Here is a 19,377-nt window from a genome sequence, read left to right as displayed (position 1 = left end):
AGTGCGCCCCGCCACTGGTCCGCGGGCCCGTTCACGCTTCGAGAAGCCGCTGCCCGACGTACTCGCCCGGGCGCGGGCCGCCCGGGACGGCGTAGAGGCCGCTGGACTCGTGGCGGATGAACTCGGACAGCGCGTCGCCCCGGTCCAGCTTGCGCTGCACCGGCACGAAGCCGCGCAGCGGATCGGCCTGCCAGCAGATGAAGAGCAGTCCCGCGTCCGGGGCGCCGTCCGGCCCGATCCCGTCGTGGTACGAGAACGGCCGGCGCAGCATCGCCGCCCCGCCGTTCTGTGCGGGTGCCGAGATCCGGGCGTGCGCGTTGGAGGGGATCACCGGCTTGCCGTCCGCCCCCAGCTTGTTCAGGTCCATCTCGGTGGTCTCGGTCCCACCGGTCAGCGGCGCGCCGTCCGCCTTCCGGCGGCCGATCACCTGCTCCTGCTTGGCGAGCGCCAGCTTCTCCCAGGGGTCCAGCAGCATCCGGATCCGCCGGACCACCGCGTACGAGCCGCCGGCCATCCAGGCGTGCCCGGCCGGGCCGGGCCCGGCGTCCGGGACGAAGATCCGCCGGTCGAAGTCCTTGTCGGCGGGCTTCGGGTTGGCCGTGCCGTCGACCTGTCCCATCAGGTTGCGGCTGGTCATCGGCGAGGCCGTGGCGCCCGGCGCCCGGTTGAAGCCGTTCATCTGCCAGCGCACCGAGGCGGCGTCACCGGCGTCCTTCTGCAGGGCCCGCAGTGCGTGGAAGGCGACCAGCCCGTCGTCCGCCCCGATCTGCACCCACAGATCGCCGTTGCTGCGCTTGGGGTCGAGGACGTCCGAGGAGAAGGCCGGCAGCGGATCCAGCGCCACCGGCCGGCGGGCGGTCAGGCCCGTCCGGTCGAAGAAGCTGTACCCGAAGCCGAAGGTGACGCTCAGCGCGCAGGGGCCCGCGTCCAGCGCGATGCCGGTGTCCCCGGCCCCCGCCGGCTCCCCGGCCATCAGCCGGCGGGCCGTCTCCGACCAGCGGCGCAGCAGGGCGGCGGCCTCCTTGCGGCCGGCCCCCGGCTTCAGGTCGAAGGCGAGGACATGGCCCTTGGCCTGGCCGGGGGTGGTGATGCCGGCCTGGTGCTCGCCGTGGAAGGCGACGGCGGTGCTGCCGAGGGCGCCCCCGGCCGCGGGAGCGCCGTCCGCCGGTCCGTCCGAGAGCGCCGAGTGGACGAGCGCACCGCCCGTCCCGCCCAGTGCGAGCCCGGCGGCCCCCGCGGCACCGACGGTGCCCAGCAGCCGCCGCCTGGAAATCTCGATGTCGGTCTCGGTCACGCTGGTCAGCCGATCTTCACGTTCTTCTTCACGGTCACTTGGTCGACGTCGGAGGTCCGCACCGTCACGTCGATGCGCCATTCTCCGGCGAGCGGCAGCTGGACCCCGGACGCCGTCCAGTGGCCGCTGGCCGCGTGGTCGGGGGTCAGCGGCAGGGGGCCGAGGTCCTTGGCGGGCAGGGTGAAGGCCACCTTGACCTCGGGGGCGTCCAGCGGCTTGCCGTTGGGCCGGTCCAGCCACAGGTGCAGCGTGTTGGCCCCGGTCAGGCCCGGGTCCAGGCTGAGGCGCACGGTGCCCTGGCCGTCCTCGCCGCCGGTGTCGAACGGCAGGGTGAACTTGATCGGCCGGTTGGGCACGGCGGTCGATGCGGCCCCACCGGTCCGGCCGGCCTCCAGCTCGGCGGTGCGCCCCGGCTCCGTGCTGGTGAGGACGGTGGTCACGGCCAGCAGGACCACGGCCACCGAGGCCTCGGCGAGCACCGAGCGGCGCAGCCCCGAGCGGTCCACATCGGCGTTGCGTTCCTTCTTCTCCCGGGCGGTGGTCCGGGCGGCCCGCTGCCGGGCCAGTTGCGCGGCCCGCTTCGGGTCCGCGGGCACGGTCACCGGCTCGGCTTCGGCCTCTTCCTCGGCCTCCGCTTCGGTTTCACGTGAAACAACGGCGCCGGCCTCCGCCAGCCGGCCCGTCCAGCGCCGGGAGATCGAGGCGATGCCGACCAGCAGGGCCACCAGTCCGACCTTGACCATCAGGAGCCGGCCGTACGAGGTGTCGGTCAGCGCCGACCAGCTGCCGAGCTGCCGCCAGGCCTGGTAGAGCCCGGTGGCGGCGAGCAGCAGCACGCTGCTGAAGGCGACCCGGGAGAACCGGCGCACCGCTGCCCGGTCCAGGTCCGGCACCCGGTGCAGGGCGACCAGCAGGGTGGTCAGCCCGCCCAGCCAGCCGGCCACGGCGAGCAGGTGCAGGATGTCCACCGGCATGGCTATGCCGGGCTGGATCCCGGTCGAGGCGTGCTCGGCCAGTGCCCAGGTGGCGGCGATGCCGGCGCTGATGACCAGCCCGCCCAGGCCGAGGCCGAAGGTGAGGTCGCCGGTCTCCTTGCGGTGCTGCTCCGCCTCCTCAGGCGCCGGCTCGGCCTGCTGCCGGCGCGCGAAGGCACCGAAGAGCACGGCCATGAACAGCGCGGCGGCGCCGAGCAGCAGCAGCCGGGAGACGAGGGAGGCGCCGGTCTTGGTGTCCAGGACGGCCTTCAGCCCGTCGAGGTCGAAGGCGTCGGCGAACTTGCCCGATCCCGTGTAGGGGTTGCGCAGCGCGAGCATCGCCAGCGTGGCCGCCGTCAGGGTGACCCAGCCACCGAGGACGACGCGCTGGACGGGCCGGACGCCGGCCCCGCGGCGCCAGCACAGCAGCACGAACGCCGAGCCGCCGACCAGCAGGATGAAGCCCGCGTAGGCGGCGTACCGGGCCACCCCGTAGGCGAGTCCCACCGGCCCGCCGCCCACCTTCTGCTCGGGCAGGGCGACGGCGGTCTTGGACGGGGCGCCCACGGAGAAGGTGAAGGCGCCGGAGACCGGGTGGCTGTCGGCGGAGACGGCCTGCCAGGCCACCGTGTAGGTGCCCCGGGGCAGGCCGCTGTGCAGCTGGACGCCGTACTTCACCACGGAGCCGTCGCAGAGGTTGCGCTGCTCACCGGTGTCGGCGCGCTTCCCGCTCGGGTCCATGACCCGGATGGAGTTCTCGCCGATGGCCACTTCCTCGGAGAAGGTGAGGGTGACCTGGGAGGGCGCCGTGGAGACCACCGCCCCGTCCTTCGGGTTGCTCTCGGTCAGCGCGGCGTGCGCCACGGCCGGTGCGGCGGTGACGAGGAGCGAGCCCAGCAGGGCTGCCACGGCGAGCAGCAGCCGGAGCAACCGGGCGGGGGCGGGGGCGGTGGCCGTCATGGCGTGTCAGTCCCTCAGTCCGTCAGTGGTGCGTCGAGTTGTAGGTCCGTTCCTTCACGTCCAGCTCGACCTTGACCGGGTCGGCCTTCTCGAAGTGCAGCTCGACGGCGACCTTGTCGCCGACCTTCGGCGTGTTCTTCAGCCCCATGAACATGACGTGGCTGCCGCCGCGCTCCAGCCGGAGCTCGCCGTTCGCGGGCACGTCCATCGACTTGACCTGCTGCATCTTCTGGTCCTTGGTCTCGTGGACCTGGACGTCGTCGGAGATGGTGCTGGTCACCGACGTCAGCTTGTCGGCCGTGTCCGAGGTGTTCTCGATGACCATGAAGCCGCCGGCCATCTCGGAGGTGACGGGCTGGGGCATGAACGCCCCGGTGACCTTCAGGACGGGCTTGCCGTCCTTGGCCGAGTCGGAGGAGTCCGAGCAGCCCGCTATGGCGAAGGCGGCGGTCAGCGCAGCCGTGGCGAAGAGGGCGGTACGGCGGGTGGTGCGGCGGTTCACGGGTTCTCCCCCTTGATGATCTTCGGCAGGTCCTTGGTGTAGTCGTCGGCGGTGGTGCTCTCGCCGTACAGGACGTAGCCCTCGTCGGTCTTCGGGGAGAAGGCGATGACCTGTGCCCCGTGCATGGAGACGACGCTGCCGTCGGGCTGCTTCTTCGGGGGGTCGATGCCGATGCCCATGGTCCGGGCGCCGGCCTGGATGGTGTTGAAGTCGCCGGTCAGCCCGATGAACGCGGGGTCCTGCGCCTTCAGCCAGGTGCCGAGGGAGGCGGGGGTGTCCCGCTCCGGGTCGGTGGTGACGAAGACGACCTGGAGCTTGTCCTGCTCCGCCTGGGGCAGGGCCTTCTTGGCGACCGCGATGTTGCTCATCGTCAGTGGGCAGACGTCGGGGCAGTGCGTGTAGCCGAAGTAGATCAGCGTCGGCTTGCCCTTGGTCTGCGCCCGCAGGTCGAACTGCTTGCCGTGGGTGTCCGTGAGGATCAGGCCCGGCTTCTGGAAGGGCCGGTCGAGGACGGTCCCCGGCTTGGACTTGGCCGGGGCGTTCACCTCCGCGACCGCGTTGTTCTTGTCGGAGTCGCTGCCGCAGGCGGACAGCGCGAGCGCGGCCGCCACCGCAAGGGCGGCGGCCGTCACACGTGTGGTGCGCATGGGTTGGTTCCCTGTGATCGGGGTGGTTCGGGGTGTACGGGACCGCGTCCGCGCGTCCCGGCGCGGGTGCGCCGGGAGTCGCGTACGTCAGGCGTACCGGATCAGGAGGCGCGACGCCGCGAGAGCACACCGAAGGCCACGCCGACGACGCCGACGAGGATGCCGACGATGCCCAGGGCGCGGGCGGTGGTGTCCGAGGTGCCGGCGGCGGAGGCCTTCTCGGCGTCGCCGTGCTCGTCGTGGCCGGCCTTGGCGTCCGTCTTGGTGGCGTCCTTGCCCGCGGCGCCGTCGTGGTGGTCCTCACCGGTGCCCGCGACCAGCTTCAGCACGGGAGCCGGGTTCTCGGGCTCCTCCGCGCCTTCCTTGGTCTCCTCGATCCAGCGCACGACCTCGTTGTTGCTGTAGGTCTGGATCGCCTTGAAGACCAGCTGGTCGGCGTCCTCCGGCAGCTGGCCCACGGAGAGCGGGAACTGCTGGAAGCGGCCCGGCTCGATCTTGCCGCCGGACCAGGTGACCTTGGTGACCGCCTCGGTGATCTGCTTGCCGTGGATGGTCAGCGGCTTGGCGAGCTTGCTCTTGGTGACCTCCACCTTCCAGCCCGGCAGGTCCTGCGGCATGACCGAGGCGAGCGGGTGGTCGGCGGGCAGCGTCACCTCGACCTTGACGGTGGAGGCGTTGTCGCGCTCGTTGGGCACCTTGAAGGCGATGGTGCTGTAGCCGCCCTTCTCGGCCTGCCCGGGCTGCACGCTGACGTGCGCGAAGGCGGTGCCGGAGAGCACCAGGACGGAACCGGCGGCGAGGGCGGCGACGAAGGAGACGCGAGAGGACTTCATGGCAGGGACTCCACTGGACAGGAGGACGGAAGGCGCCGCGCGGGCGCGCGGGCACGACGGCACCGCCGCTCCCGTCGAGTCGGGGCGTGAAGCGGATGCCGGATCAGGCGGCGAGGGCGTACGCCGGGGGCGGGCCGCGCCTGATCACCGCGTGCAGAAGTGCCTCCCGGCCGGTCCGCGTTTCCTCGGCGGGCGAAGCCCCGGTGCGCCAGGGGGCGTCCGGCACCAGTCCGGACAGCCCGCGCCGCAGCGCGCGTACGAGGGCCATGGCCAGCCGGAGCGAGTGCCCCGGACCGGTGCCGGCGGACAGCCGCACCAGCTGGAACAACGCCTCGTCACCACGCCCGAGCAGCCAGCCGGCGGCCAGCGCCGCGAGCAGGTGACCGAGCACCATGGGCAGGGAGAACAAGCCGGTGGCGGGTCCCGTACCGGTGGCCGCGGTGCCCATCATGTGGCCCGCGTGCAGGTGGGCGTGGCCGGCCGTGGCCGCCGGAGGGTTGATTCCGGCCACCATCAGCACGTGCCGGGCCTCGGCCGGGCTCAGCGGGAGGGTGTTGCCCCCGCAGACCAGCCGGGCGGCCAGCGCCGCCAGCGAGGTGTCCGCATCGGCCGGCCGGGCCGTGGCCGTGTGCTGACCGAGCCCGAAGAGGGCGTGCAGGGCGAGTTGGCCGCCCGCGAGGGCGCCGGCGATCCCCGGCAGCGAACGCCGCCGGCCCGCCAGCGGCGCCGCCGCGGCGAAGACCAGCAGGAATCCCGCGCACAGTGCCCACCAGGGCACGCTCGCGCAGGAGGCCAGCGCGTGTCCCACCGCGGACAGCACGACGCAGACCGCGGTGAACACCGCGGCCCTGACGAGCCGCAGTCCGGCTCCGGCGCGCATCGGGCGGGGGGTAGGCATGGCCGGGCCATCATCGCACTGCGCCTGGTCCATTCATACGGCAGGGGCTGGAGCCTCCCTCGATGCACGGTGGACCCATCCCCCTCCTGGCCCACATACACCGGCGCAAAGGGCGCGTACATCGGCCAAATGAGTGCTCTGGCATCCACGAGGGGCTTACCGCGGGGTCCGGGCGGCAATAGGTATCGGTATGTCGAGCCGCGGCCGGGAGGCTTGGAACATGAGCATCTGGTGGTCTCTGCACCTGCGGCGTGAGGCGGCGAGCGTTCCGCTCGCGAGACGCCTGCTGATGGGGACGATGGAGACCGCGGGTGTGGATCCGGACGTGTCCTACGACCTCTCGGTGGCCCTGACCGAGGCGTGCGCCAATGCCGTGGAGCACGGCGGGGCGCGGGACGACGCCCCGGCGAGCGAGGCGTACCGGGTGACCGCCTATCTGGACGGGGACACCTGCCGCATCGAGGTGACCGACTGCGGCCCGGGCTTCCCGTCCCACCTCGGCCGGCGGGAGCCGGTCCCGGTGCCGGCGGCCGTGACCAGTGAGCACGGCAGGGGGCTCGGGCTCATCGAAGAGCTCGCCGACCACGTGCGGTTCCGCAACCGGCCCGGCCGGGGTGCGGTGGTCAGCTTCGACAAGATCCTCAAATGGCGCGAGGGCGCCCTGCTGCCGGCGTCCTGACCCCGCCACCCGGCTGTTTCACGTGAAACAGCCCCCGGGAACGCCGAAGGGCGAGGACCGGGTACGGTCCCCGCCCCGCGATGCGAAGGCTCAGCCCTTGAGGCGGGCCATCCACGCCTCGACCTCGTCGGACCGGCGCGGCAGGCCGGCGGAGAGGTTCTTGTTGCCGTCCTCGGTGACGAGGATGTCGTCCTCGATCCGGACGCCGATGCCCCGGTACTCCTCCGGCACGGTCAGGTCGTCGGCCTGGAAGTACAGACCCGGCTCGACCGTCAGGCACATGCCCGGCTCCAGGGTGCCGTCGACGTACGCCTCGGTGCGCGCGGCGGCGCAGTCGTGGACGTCCATGCCGAGCATGTGGCCGGTGCCGTGCAGGGTCCAGCGGCGCTGCAGGCCCAGCTCCAGGACGCGCTCGACCGGGCCCTCCAGCAGGCCCCACTCGACCAGCTTCTCGGCGAGCACGTGCTGCGAGGCGTCGTGGAAGTCGCGGAACTTGGCGCCCGGCTTGACGGCCGCGATGCCCGCCTCCTGGGACTCGTACACCGCGTCGTAGATCTTGCGCTGGATGTCGGTGTACGTGCCGTTGATCGGCAGCGTGCGGGTGACGTCGGCGGTGTAGAGGGAGTGCGTCTCCACACCGGCGTCGAGCAGCAGCAGGTCGCCGGAGCGGACCGCGCCGTCGTTGCGGACCCAGTGGAGGGTGCAGGCGTGGGCACCGGCGGCGCAGATGGAGCCGTAGCCGATGTCGTTGCCCTCGACGCGGGCGCGCAGGAAGAAGGTGCCCTCGATGTAGCGCTCGCTGGTGGCCTCGGCCTTGTCGAGGACCTTCACGACGTCCTCGAAGCCGCGGACGGTGGAGTCGACGGCCTTCTGCAGCTCGCCGATCTCGAACTCGTCCTTCACCGCGCGGGCCTCGGAGAGGTAGACGCGCAGTTCCTCGTCGCGCTCGGCGGTGACCTTGTCGGTCAGCGCACCCTCGATCACCGCGTCGTGGCCGCGGACCACGCGGACCGGTCCGGTGGCCTCGGTCAGCTCCTCGGCGACCGTGCGGACGTCCTTCACCGGGAGGCCCAGCAGCTGCTCGGCCTCGGTGAGGGAGTGGCGGCGGCCGACCCACAGCTCGCCCTGGCCGGACAGCCAGAACTCGCCGTTCTCCCGGTCCGAACGGGGCAGCAGGTACAGGGTGGCGGTGTGACCGTCGGTGGTGGGCTCGAGGACGAGCACGCCGTTCTCGGTCTGGTCGCCGGTCAGGTACGCGTACTCGGTGGAGGCGCGGAAGGGGTACTCGGTGTCGTTCGAGCGGGTCTTCAGGCGACCCGCGGGGACGACCAGGCGCTCACCCGGGAAGCGCGCGGACAGCCCGGCCCGGCGCGCGGCGGTGTGGCCGGCCTGCGCGATCGGCTCCAGGCCGTGCAGCTCGGTGTCCGCCCAGCCGGTCCGCATGCTTTCCGCGAGCTCGTCGGACACGCCGGGGTAGAGACCGTTCTTCCGCTGCTTGTGCTTCTTCGGCTGCTCTTCTTCCGGGGTCTCCGGGGTGAGCTCGTCAGCCACGTCTTCTCCTCAGATACGACACGGACCGGGTACGGACCTCATCCATCGTATGTGCGAGGGGAAGGCACCCAGGAGCGCCTGTGACATATCAGTCAAAACGGGCGGCGAGCAGCACGATGTCCTCTTCGGAGTCCGTCTCGTCCCGGCCTTCCGGCAGGACGGTGCGCAGGATGTGGTCGCAGAGCCCGGCCGGGTCGTCCCGGACCGTGCGCGGCACGCTCGCGGCGGCGGCGTGCAGCCGGGCGAAGGCCCGGTCCATCGAGTCGCCGGTCCGCTGCAGCAGTCCGTCGGTGTACAGCAGCACCGTTTCTCCGGGGGCCGGGTCCACCTCCACGCTGGGCGCCTCCCAGCACGAGAGCATCCCCAGCGGTGCGGAGAGCGAGGTCTCGACGTACTCGGTCCGGTGCTCTCCGATCAGCAGCGGGGGTGCGTGCCCCGCCCCGGCCAGGATGATCTTGCGCCGGGCCGGCTCGCAGTAGGCGAAGAGGGCGGTGGCCGAGCGGGCCGGCTCGGTCAGCCGGAGCAGCAGCTCCAGGTCGGACAGGACGGCGACCGGGTCCTCGCCCTCCATCACGGCGTAGGCCCGCAGGGAGGCGCGCAGCCGGCCCATCGCGGCCACGGCGCTCGGGCCCGAGCCGGTGACGGAGCCGACGGCCAGCCCGAGCGCGCCCTCGGGCAGCGGCAGCGCGTCGTACCAGTCGCCGCCGCCGCGGGGTCCGGTCCGGTGCCGGGCGGCCAGCCGGACCCCGGCGACCCGGGGCAGCCGGCTGGGCAGCAGCTCCTCGGCGACGGTGGCGAGCCGGGTGCGGGCCCGCGTCACCTCCAGGACCCGGGCCACGTGTTCCGCGGCGTACCGGACGTAGAGGCCCGTGAGGTGCCGCTGGCGCTCGGTCGGCTCGGTGTGCTCGTCGTACAGCCACACGGCCGCGCCCAGCCGGCCCAGGGGCTCGGCGGCCAGCGGCAGGGCGTAGCTGGCGGCGTAGCCGAGCCGGGCGGCGACCTCGCGGTGCCGGGGGTCGACGGGGGCCGCGTAGCCGTCCTGGCCGGGGGCCTGGTCCGGGTCGGGAAGCTGCTCGGCTCCGCCCTGGGCGTCGGGCAGTCCGTCGAGGATGCGGCCGTAGGGGGTGGCGCTGCGGGGCACCGTCTCGATGTGCCCGAGGTCGGCGTGGCCCAGGCCCAGCCCGACGGTCTGGGCGGGCCCGAGGCCGTCGGCCGGTTCGAGCACGACCAGTCCGCGGCGGGCGCCGACCAGTGCGGCTCCGGCGCTCAGCACCTCGCGCAGGGAGTCCTCGAGGTCGCGGGTGCGCGCGAGGCGTTCGGTGAGCTCGTGCAGGGTGGTGAGGTCGGAGACCCAGCCGGCCAGCCGGTCCTGGATGACCGTGCCCGGTGCGGGGGCGTGGGTGGGTGCGGGCGCCGGCCGCGCGGGGACGGGCGCGACAGTGTGCGCGGGGGTGGGAACTGCCGGATCGATTCCAGCCACTTTCGGCAGCTGCGGGGCGCTCATGGCAGCCGCCTTTCCACCTGGTGCGATTCGCCATAAAACATTGCGACCCCCAGATCACTCTGCGCCGCCATCAATGGCTCCACATCTACACGCAGATGTGGAGCGATGTCCAGCATTGCCCAGGTGGGAATCCTGGTGTCCGTGGTACGACAACTCCCCGTATCGCCAAGGCTCGAACTTGGCCGAAAAATGCCGAGAGTGGACGTCTTTTGCGGTCGACTGAACTGGTCCGGCAGAGCGTCATATCGTGCGTGACGGGTACGTAACCGGTGATGGCCAGGGGTAGTTGGCGGAACCCTGGAACCAGACGACGCGAGTAGCGCGTCGGCCACACCTGGGGGCGCTCCCGGCATCAGCTGGGGGAGTTGCACGGACCCCGTAAGCCCGCAAGAACGGCACGAACCGCGTAAACCTGACTAAAGCGGACGAAAACGCGAAACGTGTACGTGTGGTGAAACACCGCATACATGGTGTGATGTGGCCCTCGGCGTTCAACGGAAAGGAACGAGCGCTCATGCGCGAGATCCTCGGAAGGCGTCTCCAGCGGCTCCGGCGCCCCCGGCGCGGCGGACCCCCCGTCCTCCTGGACGCGGCTCTGACCTGCGCCACCCTCTGGCGGTGGCCGGTGCTCCCCGGCGTCGGCCCGGCCGCCCCGAGCGGTGGCCGGACGGCGGCGGAGGCGCGCTGCGCCTGCCCCGACCCCGACTGCGTGGTGCCCGGTGCCCACCCCTTCGACCCCGGGCTGCTGGCCGCCACCACCGACGCGCGGATGGTGCGCTGGTGGTGGACCAACCGGCCGGCGGCGCCGCTGATCCTCGCGACCGGCGGCAGCGCCCCCTGCGCGGTCAGCCTCCCCGCCGCCGCCGGGGCCCGCGCCCTGGCCCGGCTCGACGAGCAGGGCCTGCGGCTCGGCCCGGTCGTCGCCACCCCGACCCGGATGTCCCTCCTGGTCGCCCCGTACTCCCTCGAGCGGCTCGGCGAGCTGCTGCACGCCAAGGACCGGGTGCCGGCCTCGCTGCGCTTCCACGGCGAGGGCGGGTACCTGCTGCTGCCGCCCGCGGCCGGGACGGCCGGTGCCGCGCAGGCGCGCTGGGAGCGGGCGCCGCTGCCCGGCTCCGCGCGGCCCTGGCTGCCGGACGTGGAGGCCGTGGTCGACGCGCTGGTCGAGGCGAGCACCGCCACCCCCGGGGGCGGCAGCCGACTGGCCTACTGAGCCCGGCCGCGGCCGCCATCGACCGGCGGCCGACGGGCTCTTCACTCGAACGGGTGCGAGCAGGGCCGAGTTCCAGGGGAATTGGGCGCGCGACCGGCCGTCGCCGGGCCGCGCGTCGCTATCTTCGCCGAATGAACCTCCGCTTGATCGGCATCGGCGCCGGCGTGCTGATCGCCCTCTCCCTCCCGCTCGCGGCGGCGACGGCCGGACCGCTGTCGGAGGGGGGCGCGGGCGGGTTGCTCGCCACCCTCGGACTCGGTGGTTCCGACGGTTCCGGAGCGGGGCACGGCGCGGGCCACGGGGTGCAGCGCCCGGGTCGGGCGCCGGCTCCCGCGGCCGGTCACGATGCGGCGCCCGGCGCCGGCGCGGAGGACGCGAAGGGGCAGCCGGCCGGTACCCGCTGCGGGCCCGAACTCTCCTCCCCCGAAGGCGTGGAGGGGCAGACCTGCGTGCTGGCCGAGGGGGCTCGGACCTGGGCGCGGACCTACTACCGCAACGCCACGGGCCGTCCGCTGGACGCGGTGCTGACGCTGATGGCTCCCGCCGGGCGGACCGTACGGATCACCTGCGCGGTGGCGGCGGGAGACGAGCCGGGGATCTGCGAGACCCCGCGCGAGCCGGCCGCGGGAGAGCCGGAGGAGTACTCCGCCGTGGCGGAGTTTGCCGTTCCGGATGGGAACGGTCCGCTTCTGCTCCGGGCCGGAAGCAACTCACGGACCACGGGCGACGGTTGAAATGGAAGGGCCCGGTCGCTGGCGACGGGGGATGCACCAGCGACCGGGCTACAAGAACGGTAACAAGAGATCGCTCGTTCGCAAATTCGATCTCGGATATTCGGACAACCGATTTGCCGACGATTAGCGGGAGTTGTGACCCCAGTCACCAAACCGGCCGGTCGGACTGATCGACCGGCCGGCGGCCTTCCGGGCGCCCCGGGTCAGCTCAGCGTCACCTGGCGGTTGGTGAGTCCGCCACGGGCCCGACGCTCCTCGGCGGTCAGCGGCGCGTCCGTGGCCAGCGCCTTTGCCAGTCGCTCGGCGAACTGCGCGGCCGGCTTCTCGACGTGCTCGGCGGTCGTCCCGGTCGGCAGGTCCCAGACCGGGACCATCAGGCCGTGGGCCCGGAAGGAGCCGACGAGCCGGGTGCCCTCGCCCAGCGAGGTCTCGCCCGCCGCGTGCAGCCGGGCCAGCGCGTCCAGCAGCTTCTCCTCGGCGTGCGGCATCACCCAGCGCAGGTGGTTCTTCTCCGGGGTCTCGCACCAGTAGGCGGCGTCGACGCCGGTGAGCTTCACGGTCGGGATCGCCGCGGCGTTGGCGCGCTCGAGCGAGGCGGCGATCTCCGGGGACGCGTTGGCGGCGCTCTCCGACTCCGGAATCCAGAATTCGAATCCGGTGTGCACAACCGGCTCGAAAACGCCGTCCGCGGCCAGGAGATCCTGAAGTCGGGGCCCTTCGGCGGGAACACGGCGGGCAGAAACCGGAGTTCCCGGCTCCGCGACGAGGGCGCGCTCCAGGGTGTCGGCGAGGTCGCGTCCCAGGTCGCCCGAGGACGTGTCGTTCTGCAAACCGATGAGGACGGAGCCGTCCTCGCGGCGCAGCGCCGGCCACGCCATCGGCAGGACGGTCGCCAGGGTCACGGACGGCACGCCGTCGGGGAGGCCTCCCTTGAGGGACAGCGGCACGGTGGCCGCCGGTACCAGCTCGCGCAGCGCGACCCAGTCGCACTCGCCCGGCAGCCCCTCGAAGGGCCGAGAGACCAGCTCGGTGGCGGCCTGCGCGGCGGCGCGGCCGTGGCAGGCCTTGTAGCGACGGCCGGAGCCGCAGGGGCACGGCTCGCGGGCACCCACCACCGGGATTTCACCGTCCGTGAGCTGCGGCTGACCGGCCTTGGTCTGGGCTCCCTTGGTCTGCGGGCGCTTCTTGGCCATCGTGGGTGTCTCCCGGTTGTGGCGTCGTGCTGAGGCTCTGTCGGCGTGAGCCTAGCCGTTCGTACCGGGGTGGCCGTGGCGCGTCATCGGTCGGGGGCCGTACGCGTCACCGGCCGGGGGACGGGTGCGTCATCGCTCGGGACTCAACGGACAGGACTCCAGGTCGTCGAGGGAGGCGATGGCCGTGAAGAAGTCCAGGGCCGGGGCTGCGACGCGCGTAGCGAAATCCTCATGACGGTGCCCCGCGGCGACGGTCACCCACACCGTGACCTCGCCGGCCGCGCCGTCGCGCACGCCCCAGTCCTGGGCGAGCGCACTGATGATGTTCAGCCCGCGACCGCCGCGCGCGGTCACCGAGGGCGTCGCCGGGACGGGGCGGGTGGGCCCGCCGCCGTCGGTCACCTCGACCGTCAGCCGGCCGAACCGGTCGACCCGCCATGCCGCGCGGATGTCCCCGTCGCCCACGTCCTGTGAGCCCAGTGGCCTGCCGTGCCGGCAGGCATTGCTGAGCAGCTCGGAAAGGATCAGAACTGCATCGTCGACGACCGATTCGGACACCCCGCTGATGCGCAACTGCTCACGCATGCGGTGTCTCGCCTTACCCACGCCCGCAGGACCATGGGGTACGGCCATGCTCGACGACGTGGGCACTTCTTGTGCCACCACCAACGCCACCCCCGGAACCTCCTTAGCCCCACGCATGGTCTGAATGCCCCAATGGCCTGGACCGGAAACCGGTCAACGGGTGCCCTCTGACGCATTCATGACGACCACATACGGAGCGGATGCGCCGGGGCACACCCCGTCACGGCTGGGGGTGGAGCAACTGGTGGGATTACCGGCCGAGTTGGGACAGAACCTGCCGGGGCCGGTTGGTGATGATCGCTTCGATTCCGAGATCGAGGCAGAGCTGGACGTCTTCGGGTTCGTTCACGGTCCACACGTGCACGGAATGCCCCTGGGCCTGCAGCTTCCTGATGTATCCGGGGTGGTTGCGGACGATCCGCATCCCGGGCCCGGCGATCCGCACTCCGGCGGGCAGCCGCCCGTCGCGCATCCGCGGGGAGATGAACTGCATCAGGTAGACGGTGGGGATGGTCGGCGCCGCCGCGCGCACCCGGTGCAGCGAACGGGCCGAGAAGCTCATGATCCGTACGGGGGAGGGGCCCCCGGCCGGGGGCGCGTCCAGCCCGAACCGCTTCAGCAGGAAGAGCAGCCGCTCCTCCACCTGTCCGGCCCAGCGGGTGGGGTGCTTGGTCTCGATGGCCAGCTCCACCGGCCGCCCGGCGTCCGCCACCAGCTCCAGCAGGCGCTCCAGGGTGAGGACGGAGGTGCGCTCCGGGTCGGGCTCGCCCGCGCCCTCGGCGTCCCAGTCGGGCGACTCCTCGCGGTCCTTCCAGGATCCGAAGTCGAGCGCGGCCAGGTCGGACAGTTCCAGCGCGGAGACGGCGCCCCGGCCGTTGGAGGTGCGGTTCACGCGGCGGTCGTGCACCAGGACCAGATGGCCGTCGGCGGTCAGCCGGACGTCGCATTCCAGGGCGTCGGCCCCGTCCTCGATGGCCATCCGGTAGGCGGCCAGGGTGTGCTCGGGGGCGTCCTCGGAGGCGCCGCGGTGGGCGACGACCTGAGCGGGCCGGCGGCTGGACTGGTGCGGTGCGTGGGTCACTGCGACATGGTGCCATTCGGGCGGGGGGTGATGGGTACCGGCCGTTGGAGATGCGCCGGAAATGCCCGGGATAAAGGATGGCGGTGGGACGCACAGGTCCGGCTTACAGTGCTCTGACGGCGCATGGGAAAAGCTGGTTCCCGGGAACGTGCGCAGCATGACCGTTACCTGCCAAAACCGTGTGTGACGAGGAGAGAGCCGTGAGCACCGAGAACGAGGGCACCGCGGAACCGACACCCCCCGCTGCCCCGTCCGCGCCCCCCGCGCCGGTGGCCCCTCCCGCCCCGGACCGGGCCCCCGAGGCGCCGACGCGGCAGCTGCCGGCGACGCCCGCCGAGCCGGCGCCGGCGGCCGCCCCCGCGCAGCCGTATGACGCCGCGCCGCAGCAGCCGCACCCGCAGCAGCCGTACCCGCCCCAGTCCGCGCCGGCTGCCGGACCCCCCGCCCATCCCCCGGTCGCGCCCCCCGCGGCCGGTTCTCCGTACGACGCCCCGACCGCGCAGCAGCACGCCGGCAGCTGGCCGCCGCCCCCGCCGGCGGTGCCCGCGTACGGCGGCGGTGGCGGCGGGCCGGTCTGGGGCGCCCCCGAGACGGCCCCGGCGCCCAAGCCCCGGGGTCGCGGCGGCCTGATCGCCGCGGTGCTGGCGTCCGCGCTGCTCGCGGGCGGCATCGGCGGCGGCATCGGCTACTGGGCCGCCGACCGCAACGACGACAACACCGGCTCGACCACCATCAGCGCCGGGGAGATCCCCAAGGACCTCAAGCGCGACCCGGACTCCGTTGCGGGCCTCGCCGCCCGGGCGCTGCCCAGCGTGGTGACCATCGAGGCGCAGGGCGGCGACGGCGAGGGCGGCACCGGCACCGGCTTCGTCTACGACCAGCAGGGCCACATCCTCACCAACAACCACGTGGTGGCCTCCGCGGCGGACGGCGGGAAGCTCTCCGCGACCTTCTCGAACGGCCGCAAGTACGAGGCCGAGGTGATCGGCCGGGCCCAGGGCTACGACGTCGCCGTGCTCAAGCTGAAGAACCCGCCGGCCGGGCTGGCCCCGCTGCCGCTGGGCGACTCGGAGAAGGTCGCCGTCGGCGACTCGACCATCGCGATCGGCGCCCCCTTCGGCCTGTCGAACACCGTCACCACCGGCATCGTCAGCGCCAAGAACCGCCCGGTGGCCTCCGGCGACGGCAGCGGCGGCAAGAACTCCTACATGAGCGCCCTGCAGACCGACGCCTCGATCAACCCCGGCAACTCCGGCGGTCCGCTGCTCGACGGCCGCGGCGCGGTCATCGGCATCAACTCCGCCATCCAGTCAGCGGGCAGCGGCGGCTTCGGCGCCTCCCAGTCGGGCTCGATCGGCCTCGGCTTCGCGATCCCGATCAACCAGGCGAAGAACGTCGCCGAGCAGCTGATCAAGACCGGCAAGCCGGTCTACCCGATCATCGGCGTCTCGGTGGACCTCCAGGCCAAGGGCGACGGCGCCAAGATCTCCACCCAGGGCGTCGGCAACACCGCCCCGGTCACCGCGGACGGCCCGGCCGCCAAGGCCGGCCTGAAGCCCGGCGACGTGATCACCCAGCTCGGCGGCAAGCCGATCGACAGCGGCCCGACGCTGATCAGCGAGATCTGGACGCACAAGCCCGGGGACACCGTGAAGGTCACCTACGTCCGGGACGGCAAGACCGCCACGACCGACCTCACCCTGGGCGCCCACGAGGGCGACCGCTAGACGGGGGCCGGTCCTCCTCGCCTCGGAGGGGTCATCGGGGAGAGCCGGACTCGAGGGAGAGGGGCCGTGGGCGGAAATCCGCCCACGGCCCCTCCCAACGTCCGCTTATGCTTCGAGCGTGTTCGATTCGCGGCACATCAGGACGTTCCACGAGGTGGTCACGGCCGGGTCCTACTCGGCGGCCGCCCGTGTTCTGGGCTATACCCAGCCCGCGATCACCCAGCAGATGAAGGCGCTCGAGCGCGCCGTCGGCACCCCGCTGTTCACCCGCGTGGGCCGACGGATGCAGCTCACCGAGGCCGGGGAGTCCCTGGCCCGGCACTCCGAGGCCATCCTCGGCAGCCTCTCCGCCGCCCAGCAGCAGATGAAGGCGTACGCCCGGCTGCGCACCGGCCGGGTCCGGCTGTGCGGCTTCCCCAGCGCGAACGCCACGCTGGTGCCCGAGGCGCTGAGCGGCCTGGCCAAGGACCAGCCCGGCATCAAGGTCGAGCTGCTGGACGGCGAACCGCCGGACTCACTGCAGCGGCTGCTGCGCGGCGACTGCGACATCACCCTGGCCTTCACCTATCCCGGCCTGCACGAGGAGATACCCGAAGAGGTCGCCGAGGTGCGGCTGATGGAGGACCAGCTGACCGTGCTGCTGCCCAACGGCCATCCGCTGGCCCGGCGCCGGGCCGTCCAGCTGGCCGACCTCGCCGAGGAGCGGTGGATCGCGGGCTGTCCCCGCTGCCGGGCCAACCTGCTGCACGAGTGCGCGGAGCTGGGCTTCGTCCCGGACATCGTCTTCGCCACCGATGACAACCTGGTCGTGCAGAGCCTGGTCGCGCAGGGCCTCGGGGTGGCGATGATGCCCGCGCTGGTGCTGCCCTCGCTCTCGCTCAGCCGGGTCTGCGGGCGGGTGCTGGAGCCCGCGGCCCGCCGGCACATCTCCGCCTATGCCTACCGGGACCACCTGCGGATCCCGGCGAACGCCGTGGTCCTCGACGAACTGCGGCGGGTGGCGGCCAACCGGGTGGGCTGCTGACCGGGTGGGCTGCTGACCGGGCGGAGGGCTGACCGAAGGGGCCGCTGAGCAGCCCCGCCGGTGCCGGGTCCACTCCCCGGGCGGGTGGCTCCCCGGCCAATTCATAAGCTCTGCTTGGGTCTTCGGGTGAAAACTGTCGTTGGACGTGATGGGCGGGCTGCCAGATGCTCCCCATATGACCATCACCACGGCATCCCCGGCCTCCCGGCCCGCGGCCCGCGTCACCGCGCGGATGGCCGCCCTCATCGGTGAGATCCGTACGGTCGTCGACCGCGGACTGGCCCCCGACCTGACCGCCTACCTGGTGGGTGAACGGCTCGCCCCGCACCTGGGCAGCCCCGACCTGCTCACCGTGGACCAGCGGGTGGGGGACCCGAACTGCTACCGGCAGCACATCGTGCACGCCGAGGCGGACGGAAGCTTCTCGGTGGTGGCCCTGGTCTGGCTGCCCGGCCAGCAGACCTCGATCCACGACCATGTCTCCTGGTGCGTGGCCGGGGTGCACGAGGGCGAGGAGAGCGAGCGCCGCTACCGGCTGGTGCCGGGGGCGGACAGCGCGGCCCGGCTGGTGGCCACCGAGGACGTGGTCAACGCCCAGGGCGAGGTCTGCGGCTTCGCACCTCCCGGGGACATCCACCGGGTGCGCAACTCCTGTTCCTCGACGGCGATATCGATCCACGTCTACGGCGCGGATGTGATCCGTCTGGGCAGCAGCGTGCGCCGCGTCTACACGCTGCCGGGGGAGTGATGGCCCTCCTCAACCGCCCGAGTGCGGAGACGGGCCGGATATCGAAGCCGGTGGTTCCGGCCGTTGTTTCACGTGAAACACGCACCTGGCCGGGCCTGTTGACCGCGGTGGCCGGAGCGGCGGTGGCCTACGGAGTTCATGCGCTGCTGCCCGCCGTGCCGATGCTCACCGCCTCGGTGGTCCTCGGCATCGCCGTCGCCCACGTTCCCCGCAGCCGGGCGTTCGTCCGGGGCGCCGGGCGGCCGGGGCTCTCCCTCGCCGGGCGCCGGCTGATGCGCATCGGCATCGTGCTGCTGGGCCTGGGGCTCGGTCTGGATCAGGTCCTCCAACTGGGCTGGCCCACGGTGGCGATGGTCTTCGGGGTGGTGGCCGCCACCTTCTTCGGCACGCTGTGGCTGGGCCGCAGGCTGGGCCTCCAGGGGGACCAGCCGCTGCTGATCGCCACCGGCTACTCCATTTGCGGGGCCTCGGCGATCGGCGCGGTCAGCGAGGTGTCCGGCAGCGACGAGGAGGACGTGGCCGCCTCGGTGGCCCTGGTCACCCTCTGCGGCACCCTGGCCATCGCCGTGCTGCCGCTCCTCCAGGGGCCGTTGGGGCTGGGCGACGCCGAGTTCGGGCGCTGGGTGGGCGCCAGCGTGCACGACGTCGGACAGGTCGTGGCCACCGCCCAGACCGCCGGCCCGGCCGCGCTGGGCGAGGCGGTGCTGGTCAAGCTGATGCGGGTGGCGCTGCTGGCCCCGCTGGTCGCCGCGGTGGCCTTCGCGATGCGGGCCCGGCGCAGCGGGGTGCGGACGGCGGCGGGCAAGCGGCCCGCCCCGGTACCGCTGTTCGTGGCGGGCTTCCTGCTCGCCGCCGGGGTCCGGGCCACGGGCCTGCTGCCGTCGACCCTGCTGGACGTCGCCCACCGGACGCAGGAGGGACTGCTGGCGGCGGCCCTCTTCGGGCTGGGCACCGCGGTGTACCTGCCCACCCTGGCCCGCACCGGCGGCCGGGCGGCCCTGCTCGGCCTCAGCGCCTGGGTGGTGGTCGCGGGAGTCTCGTACGCGGGGGTGCTGATCACGGTTTGAGGACGGGGGGTGGGGCGGTTTTGCGGGCGGGCGGTCGGGATGTGCGGGTCCCCGCCGCTTGAGCGGCTGTGGCCTGCAGGCCCTGCGGCAGGCCCACCCCTGGGACTTCGCGGCTTCGCCGTGCCCTTCGGGCATCCCAGGCCCGGGCCTGCCTCCGGACCAG

At 72.9% G+C, this 19,377-nt stretch carries 17 protein-coding genes and 1 pseudogene; 7 read left to right on the top strand and 11 right to left on the bottom strand.

Annotated elements, in window-relative coordinates; translation table 11 throughout:
* Positions 1–31 precede the first annotated feature (31 nt).
* The 6 genes from efeB to AB0O40_RS03650 form a co-directional block, all read right to left on the bottom strand.
* Positions 32–1,294 carry an iron uptake transporter deferrochelatase/peroxidase subunit gene (gene efeB / locus AB0O40_RS03675; protein WP_365035236.1) on the bottom strand — a complete coding sequence of 421 codons (1,263 nt, stop codon included), beginning with the start codon at positions 1,292–1,294 and terminating at the stop codon, positions 32–34.
* 5 nt (positions 1,295–1,299) lie between these two features.
* Positions 1,300–3,228, bottom strand: a complete 1,929-nt coding sequence (locus AB0O40_RS03670) for a copper resistance protein CopC (protein WP_365035235.1) — start codon at positions 3,226–3,228, stop codon at positions 1,300–1,302.
* Between the two features lie 22 nt (positions 3,229–3,250).
* Positions 3,251–3,730 carry a copper chaperone PCu(A)C gene (locus tag AB0O40_RS03665; protein ID WP_365035233.1) on the bottom strand — a complete coding sequence of 160 codons (480 nt, stop codon included), beginning with the start codon at positions 3,728–3,730 and terminating at the stop codon, positions 3,251–3,253.
* Positions 3,727–4,377, bottom strand: a complete 651-nt coding sequence (locus AB0O40_RS03660; RefSeq protein ID WP_365035231.1) for an SCO family protein — start codon at positions 4,375–4,377, stop codon at positions 3,727–3,729. The genes AB0O40_RS03665 and AB0O40_RS03660 overlap by 4 nt, the downstream gene beginning before the upstream one ends.
* 101 nt (positions 4,378–4,478) lie before the next feature.
* The gene (locus AB0O40_RS03655) at positions 4,479–5,210 is read right to left on the bottom strand and encodes a YcnI family protein (RefSeq protein WP_365035229.1); all 732 of its coding nucleotides are present in this window, start codon (positions 5,208–5,210) and stop codon (positions 4,479–4,481) included.
* Between the two features lie 103 nt (positions 5,211–5,313).
* A complete protein-coding gene (locus tag AB0O40_RS03650; RefSeq protein ID WP_365035227.1) occupies positions 5,314–6,108 on the bottom strand; it encodes a hypothetical protein in 795 nt (264 codons plus the stop codon).
* A gap of 220 nt (positions 6,109–6,328) precedes the next feature.
* On the opposite strand from AB0O40_RS03650, the gene AB0O40_RS03645 reads away from it, so the two are divergent.
* Positions 6,329–6,787 carry an ATP-binding protein gene (locus tag AB0O40_RS03645; RefSeq protein ID WP_365035225.1) on the top strand — a complete coding sequence of 153 codons (459 nt, stop codon included), beginning with the start codon at positions 6,329–6,331 and terminating at the stop codon, positions 6,785–6,787.
* 90 nt (positions 6,788–6,877) lie between these two features.
* On the opposite strand, the gene AB0O40_RS03640 is transcribed toward AB0O40_RS03645, so the two are convergent.
* A complete protein-coding gene (locus tag AB0O40_RS03640) occupies positions 6,878–8,338 on the bottom strand; it encodes an aminopeptidase P family protein (RefSeq protein WP_365035223.1) in 1,461 nt (486 codons plus the stop codon).
* Positions 8,339–8,426: 88 nt separating this feature from the next.
* Positions 8,427–9,842, bottom strand: coding sequence for a PP2C family protein-serine/threonine phosphatase (locus AB0O40_RS03635; protein ID WP_365035221.1), 1,416 nt, complete (start codon positions 9,840–9,842; stop codon positions 8,427–8,429).
* Positions 9,843–10,356: 514 nt separating this feature from the next.
* Between AB0O40_RS03635 and AB0O40_RS03630 the strand changes: the two genes are divergently transcribed.
* Positions 10,357–11,055, top strand: coding sequence for a bifunctional DNA primase/polymerase (locus AB0O40_RS03630; RefSeq protein ID WP_365035219.1), 699 nt, complete (start codon positions 10,357–10,359; stop codon positions 11,053–11,055).
* 131 nt (positions 11,056–11,186) lie between these two features.
* Positions 11,187–11,789: a hypothetical protein gene (locus tag AB0O40_RS03625; protein ID WP_365035218.1), complete on the top strand. Its 603-nt coding sequence runs from the start codon at positions 11,187–11,189 to the stop codon at positions 11,787–11,789.
* A 203-nt stretch (positions 11,790–11,992) separates the two neighbouring features.
* Here AB0O40_RS03625 and AB0O40_RS03620 read toward each other — a convergent pair whose 3' ends face one another.
* The 3 genes and pseudogenes from AB0O40_RS03620 to AB0O40_RS03610 form a co-directional block, all read right to left on the bottom strand.
* Positions 11,993–12,982 carry a DUF5926 family protein gene (locus AB0O40_RS03620; RefSeq protein WP_365035216.1) on the bottom strand — a complete coding sequence of 330 codons (990 nt, stop codon included), beginning with the start codon at positions 12,980–12,982 and terminating at the stop codon, positions 11,993–11,995.
* A 129-nt stretch (positions 12,983–13,111) separates the two neighbouring features.
* A pseudogene (locus AB0O40_RS03615) lies at positions 13,112–13,743 on the bottom strand (ATP-binding protein).
* 74 nt (positions 13,744–13,817) lie between these two features.
* Positions 13,818–14,648 carry a glycerophosphodiester phosphodiesterase gene (locus AB0O40_RS03610; RefSeq protein WP_365035214.1) on the bottom strand — a complete coding sequence of 277 codons (831 nt, stop codon included), beginning with the start codon at positions 14,646–14,648 and terminating at the stop codon, positions 13,818–13,820.
* A 200-nt stretch (positions 14,649–14,848) separates the two neighbouring features.
* On the opposite strand from AB0O40_RS03610, the gene AB0O40_RS03605 reads away from it, so the two are divergent.
* From AB0O40_RS03605 to AB0O40_RS03590, 4 genes are all read left to right on the top strand, one after another.
* Positions 14,849–16,375: a trypsin-like peptidase domain-containing protein gene (locus tag AB0O40_RS03605; RefSeq protein ID WP_365035212.1), complete on the top strand. Its 1,527-nt coding sequence runs from the start codon at positions 14,849–14,851 to the stop codon at positions 16,373–16,375.
* A 118-nt stretch (positions 16,376–16,493) separates the two neighbouring features.
* Positions 16,494–17,399: a LysR family transcriptional regulator gene (locus AB0O40_RS03600; RefSeq protein WP_365035210.1), complete on the top strand. Its 906-nt coding sequence runs from the start codon at positions 16,494–16,496 to the stop codon at positions 17,397–17,399.
* Between the two features lie 175 nt (positions 17,400–17,574).
* Positions 17,575–18,147 carry a cysteine dioxygenase family protein gene (locus tag AB0O40_RS03595; RefSeq protein ID WP_365035208.1) on the top strand — a complete coding sequence of 191 codons (573 nt, stop codon included), beginning with the start codon at positions 17,575–17,577 and terminating at the stop codon, positions 18,145–18,147.
* Entirely contained in the window at positions 18,147–19,214 is a 1,068-nt protein-coding gene (locus AB0O40_RS03590) for a putative sulfate exporter family transporter (RefSeq protein ID WP_365035206.1), read from the top strand. The genes AB0O40_RS03595 and AB0O40_RS03590 overlap by 1 nt, the downstream gene beginning before the upstream one ends.
* The last annotated feature ends 163 nt before the right edge of the window (positions 19,215–19,377 follow it).

Source organism: Streptomyces sp. NPDC089919 (assembly GCF_040684615.1).
Taxonomy (GTDB): domain Bacteria; phylum Actinomycetota; class Actinomycetes; order Streptomycetales; family Streptomycetaceae; genus Streptomyces.
The sequence above is the reverse complement of the archived record's forward strand: the minus strand, read 5'-3'. Positions and strand labels throughout refer to the sequence as shown.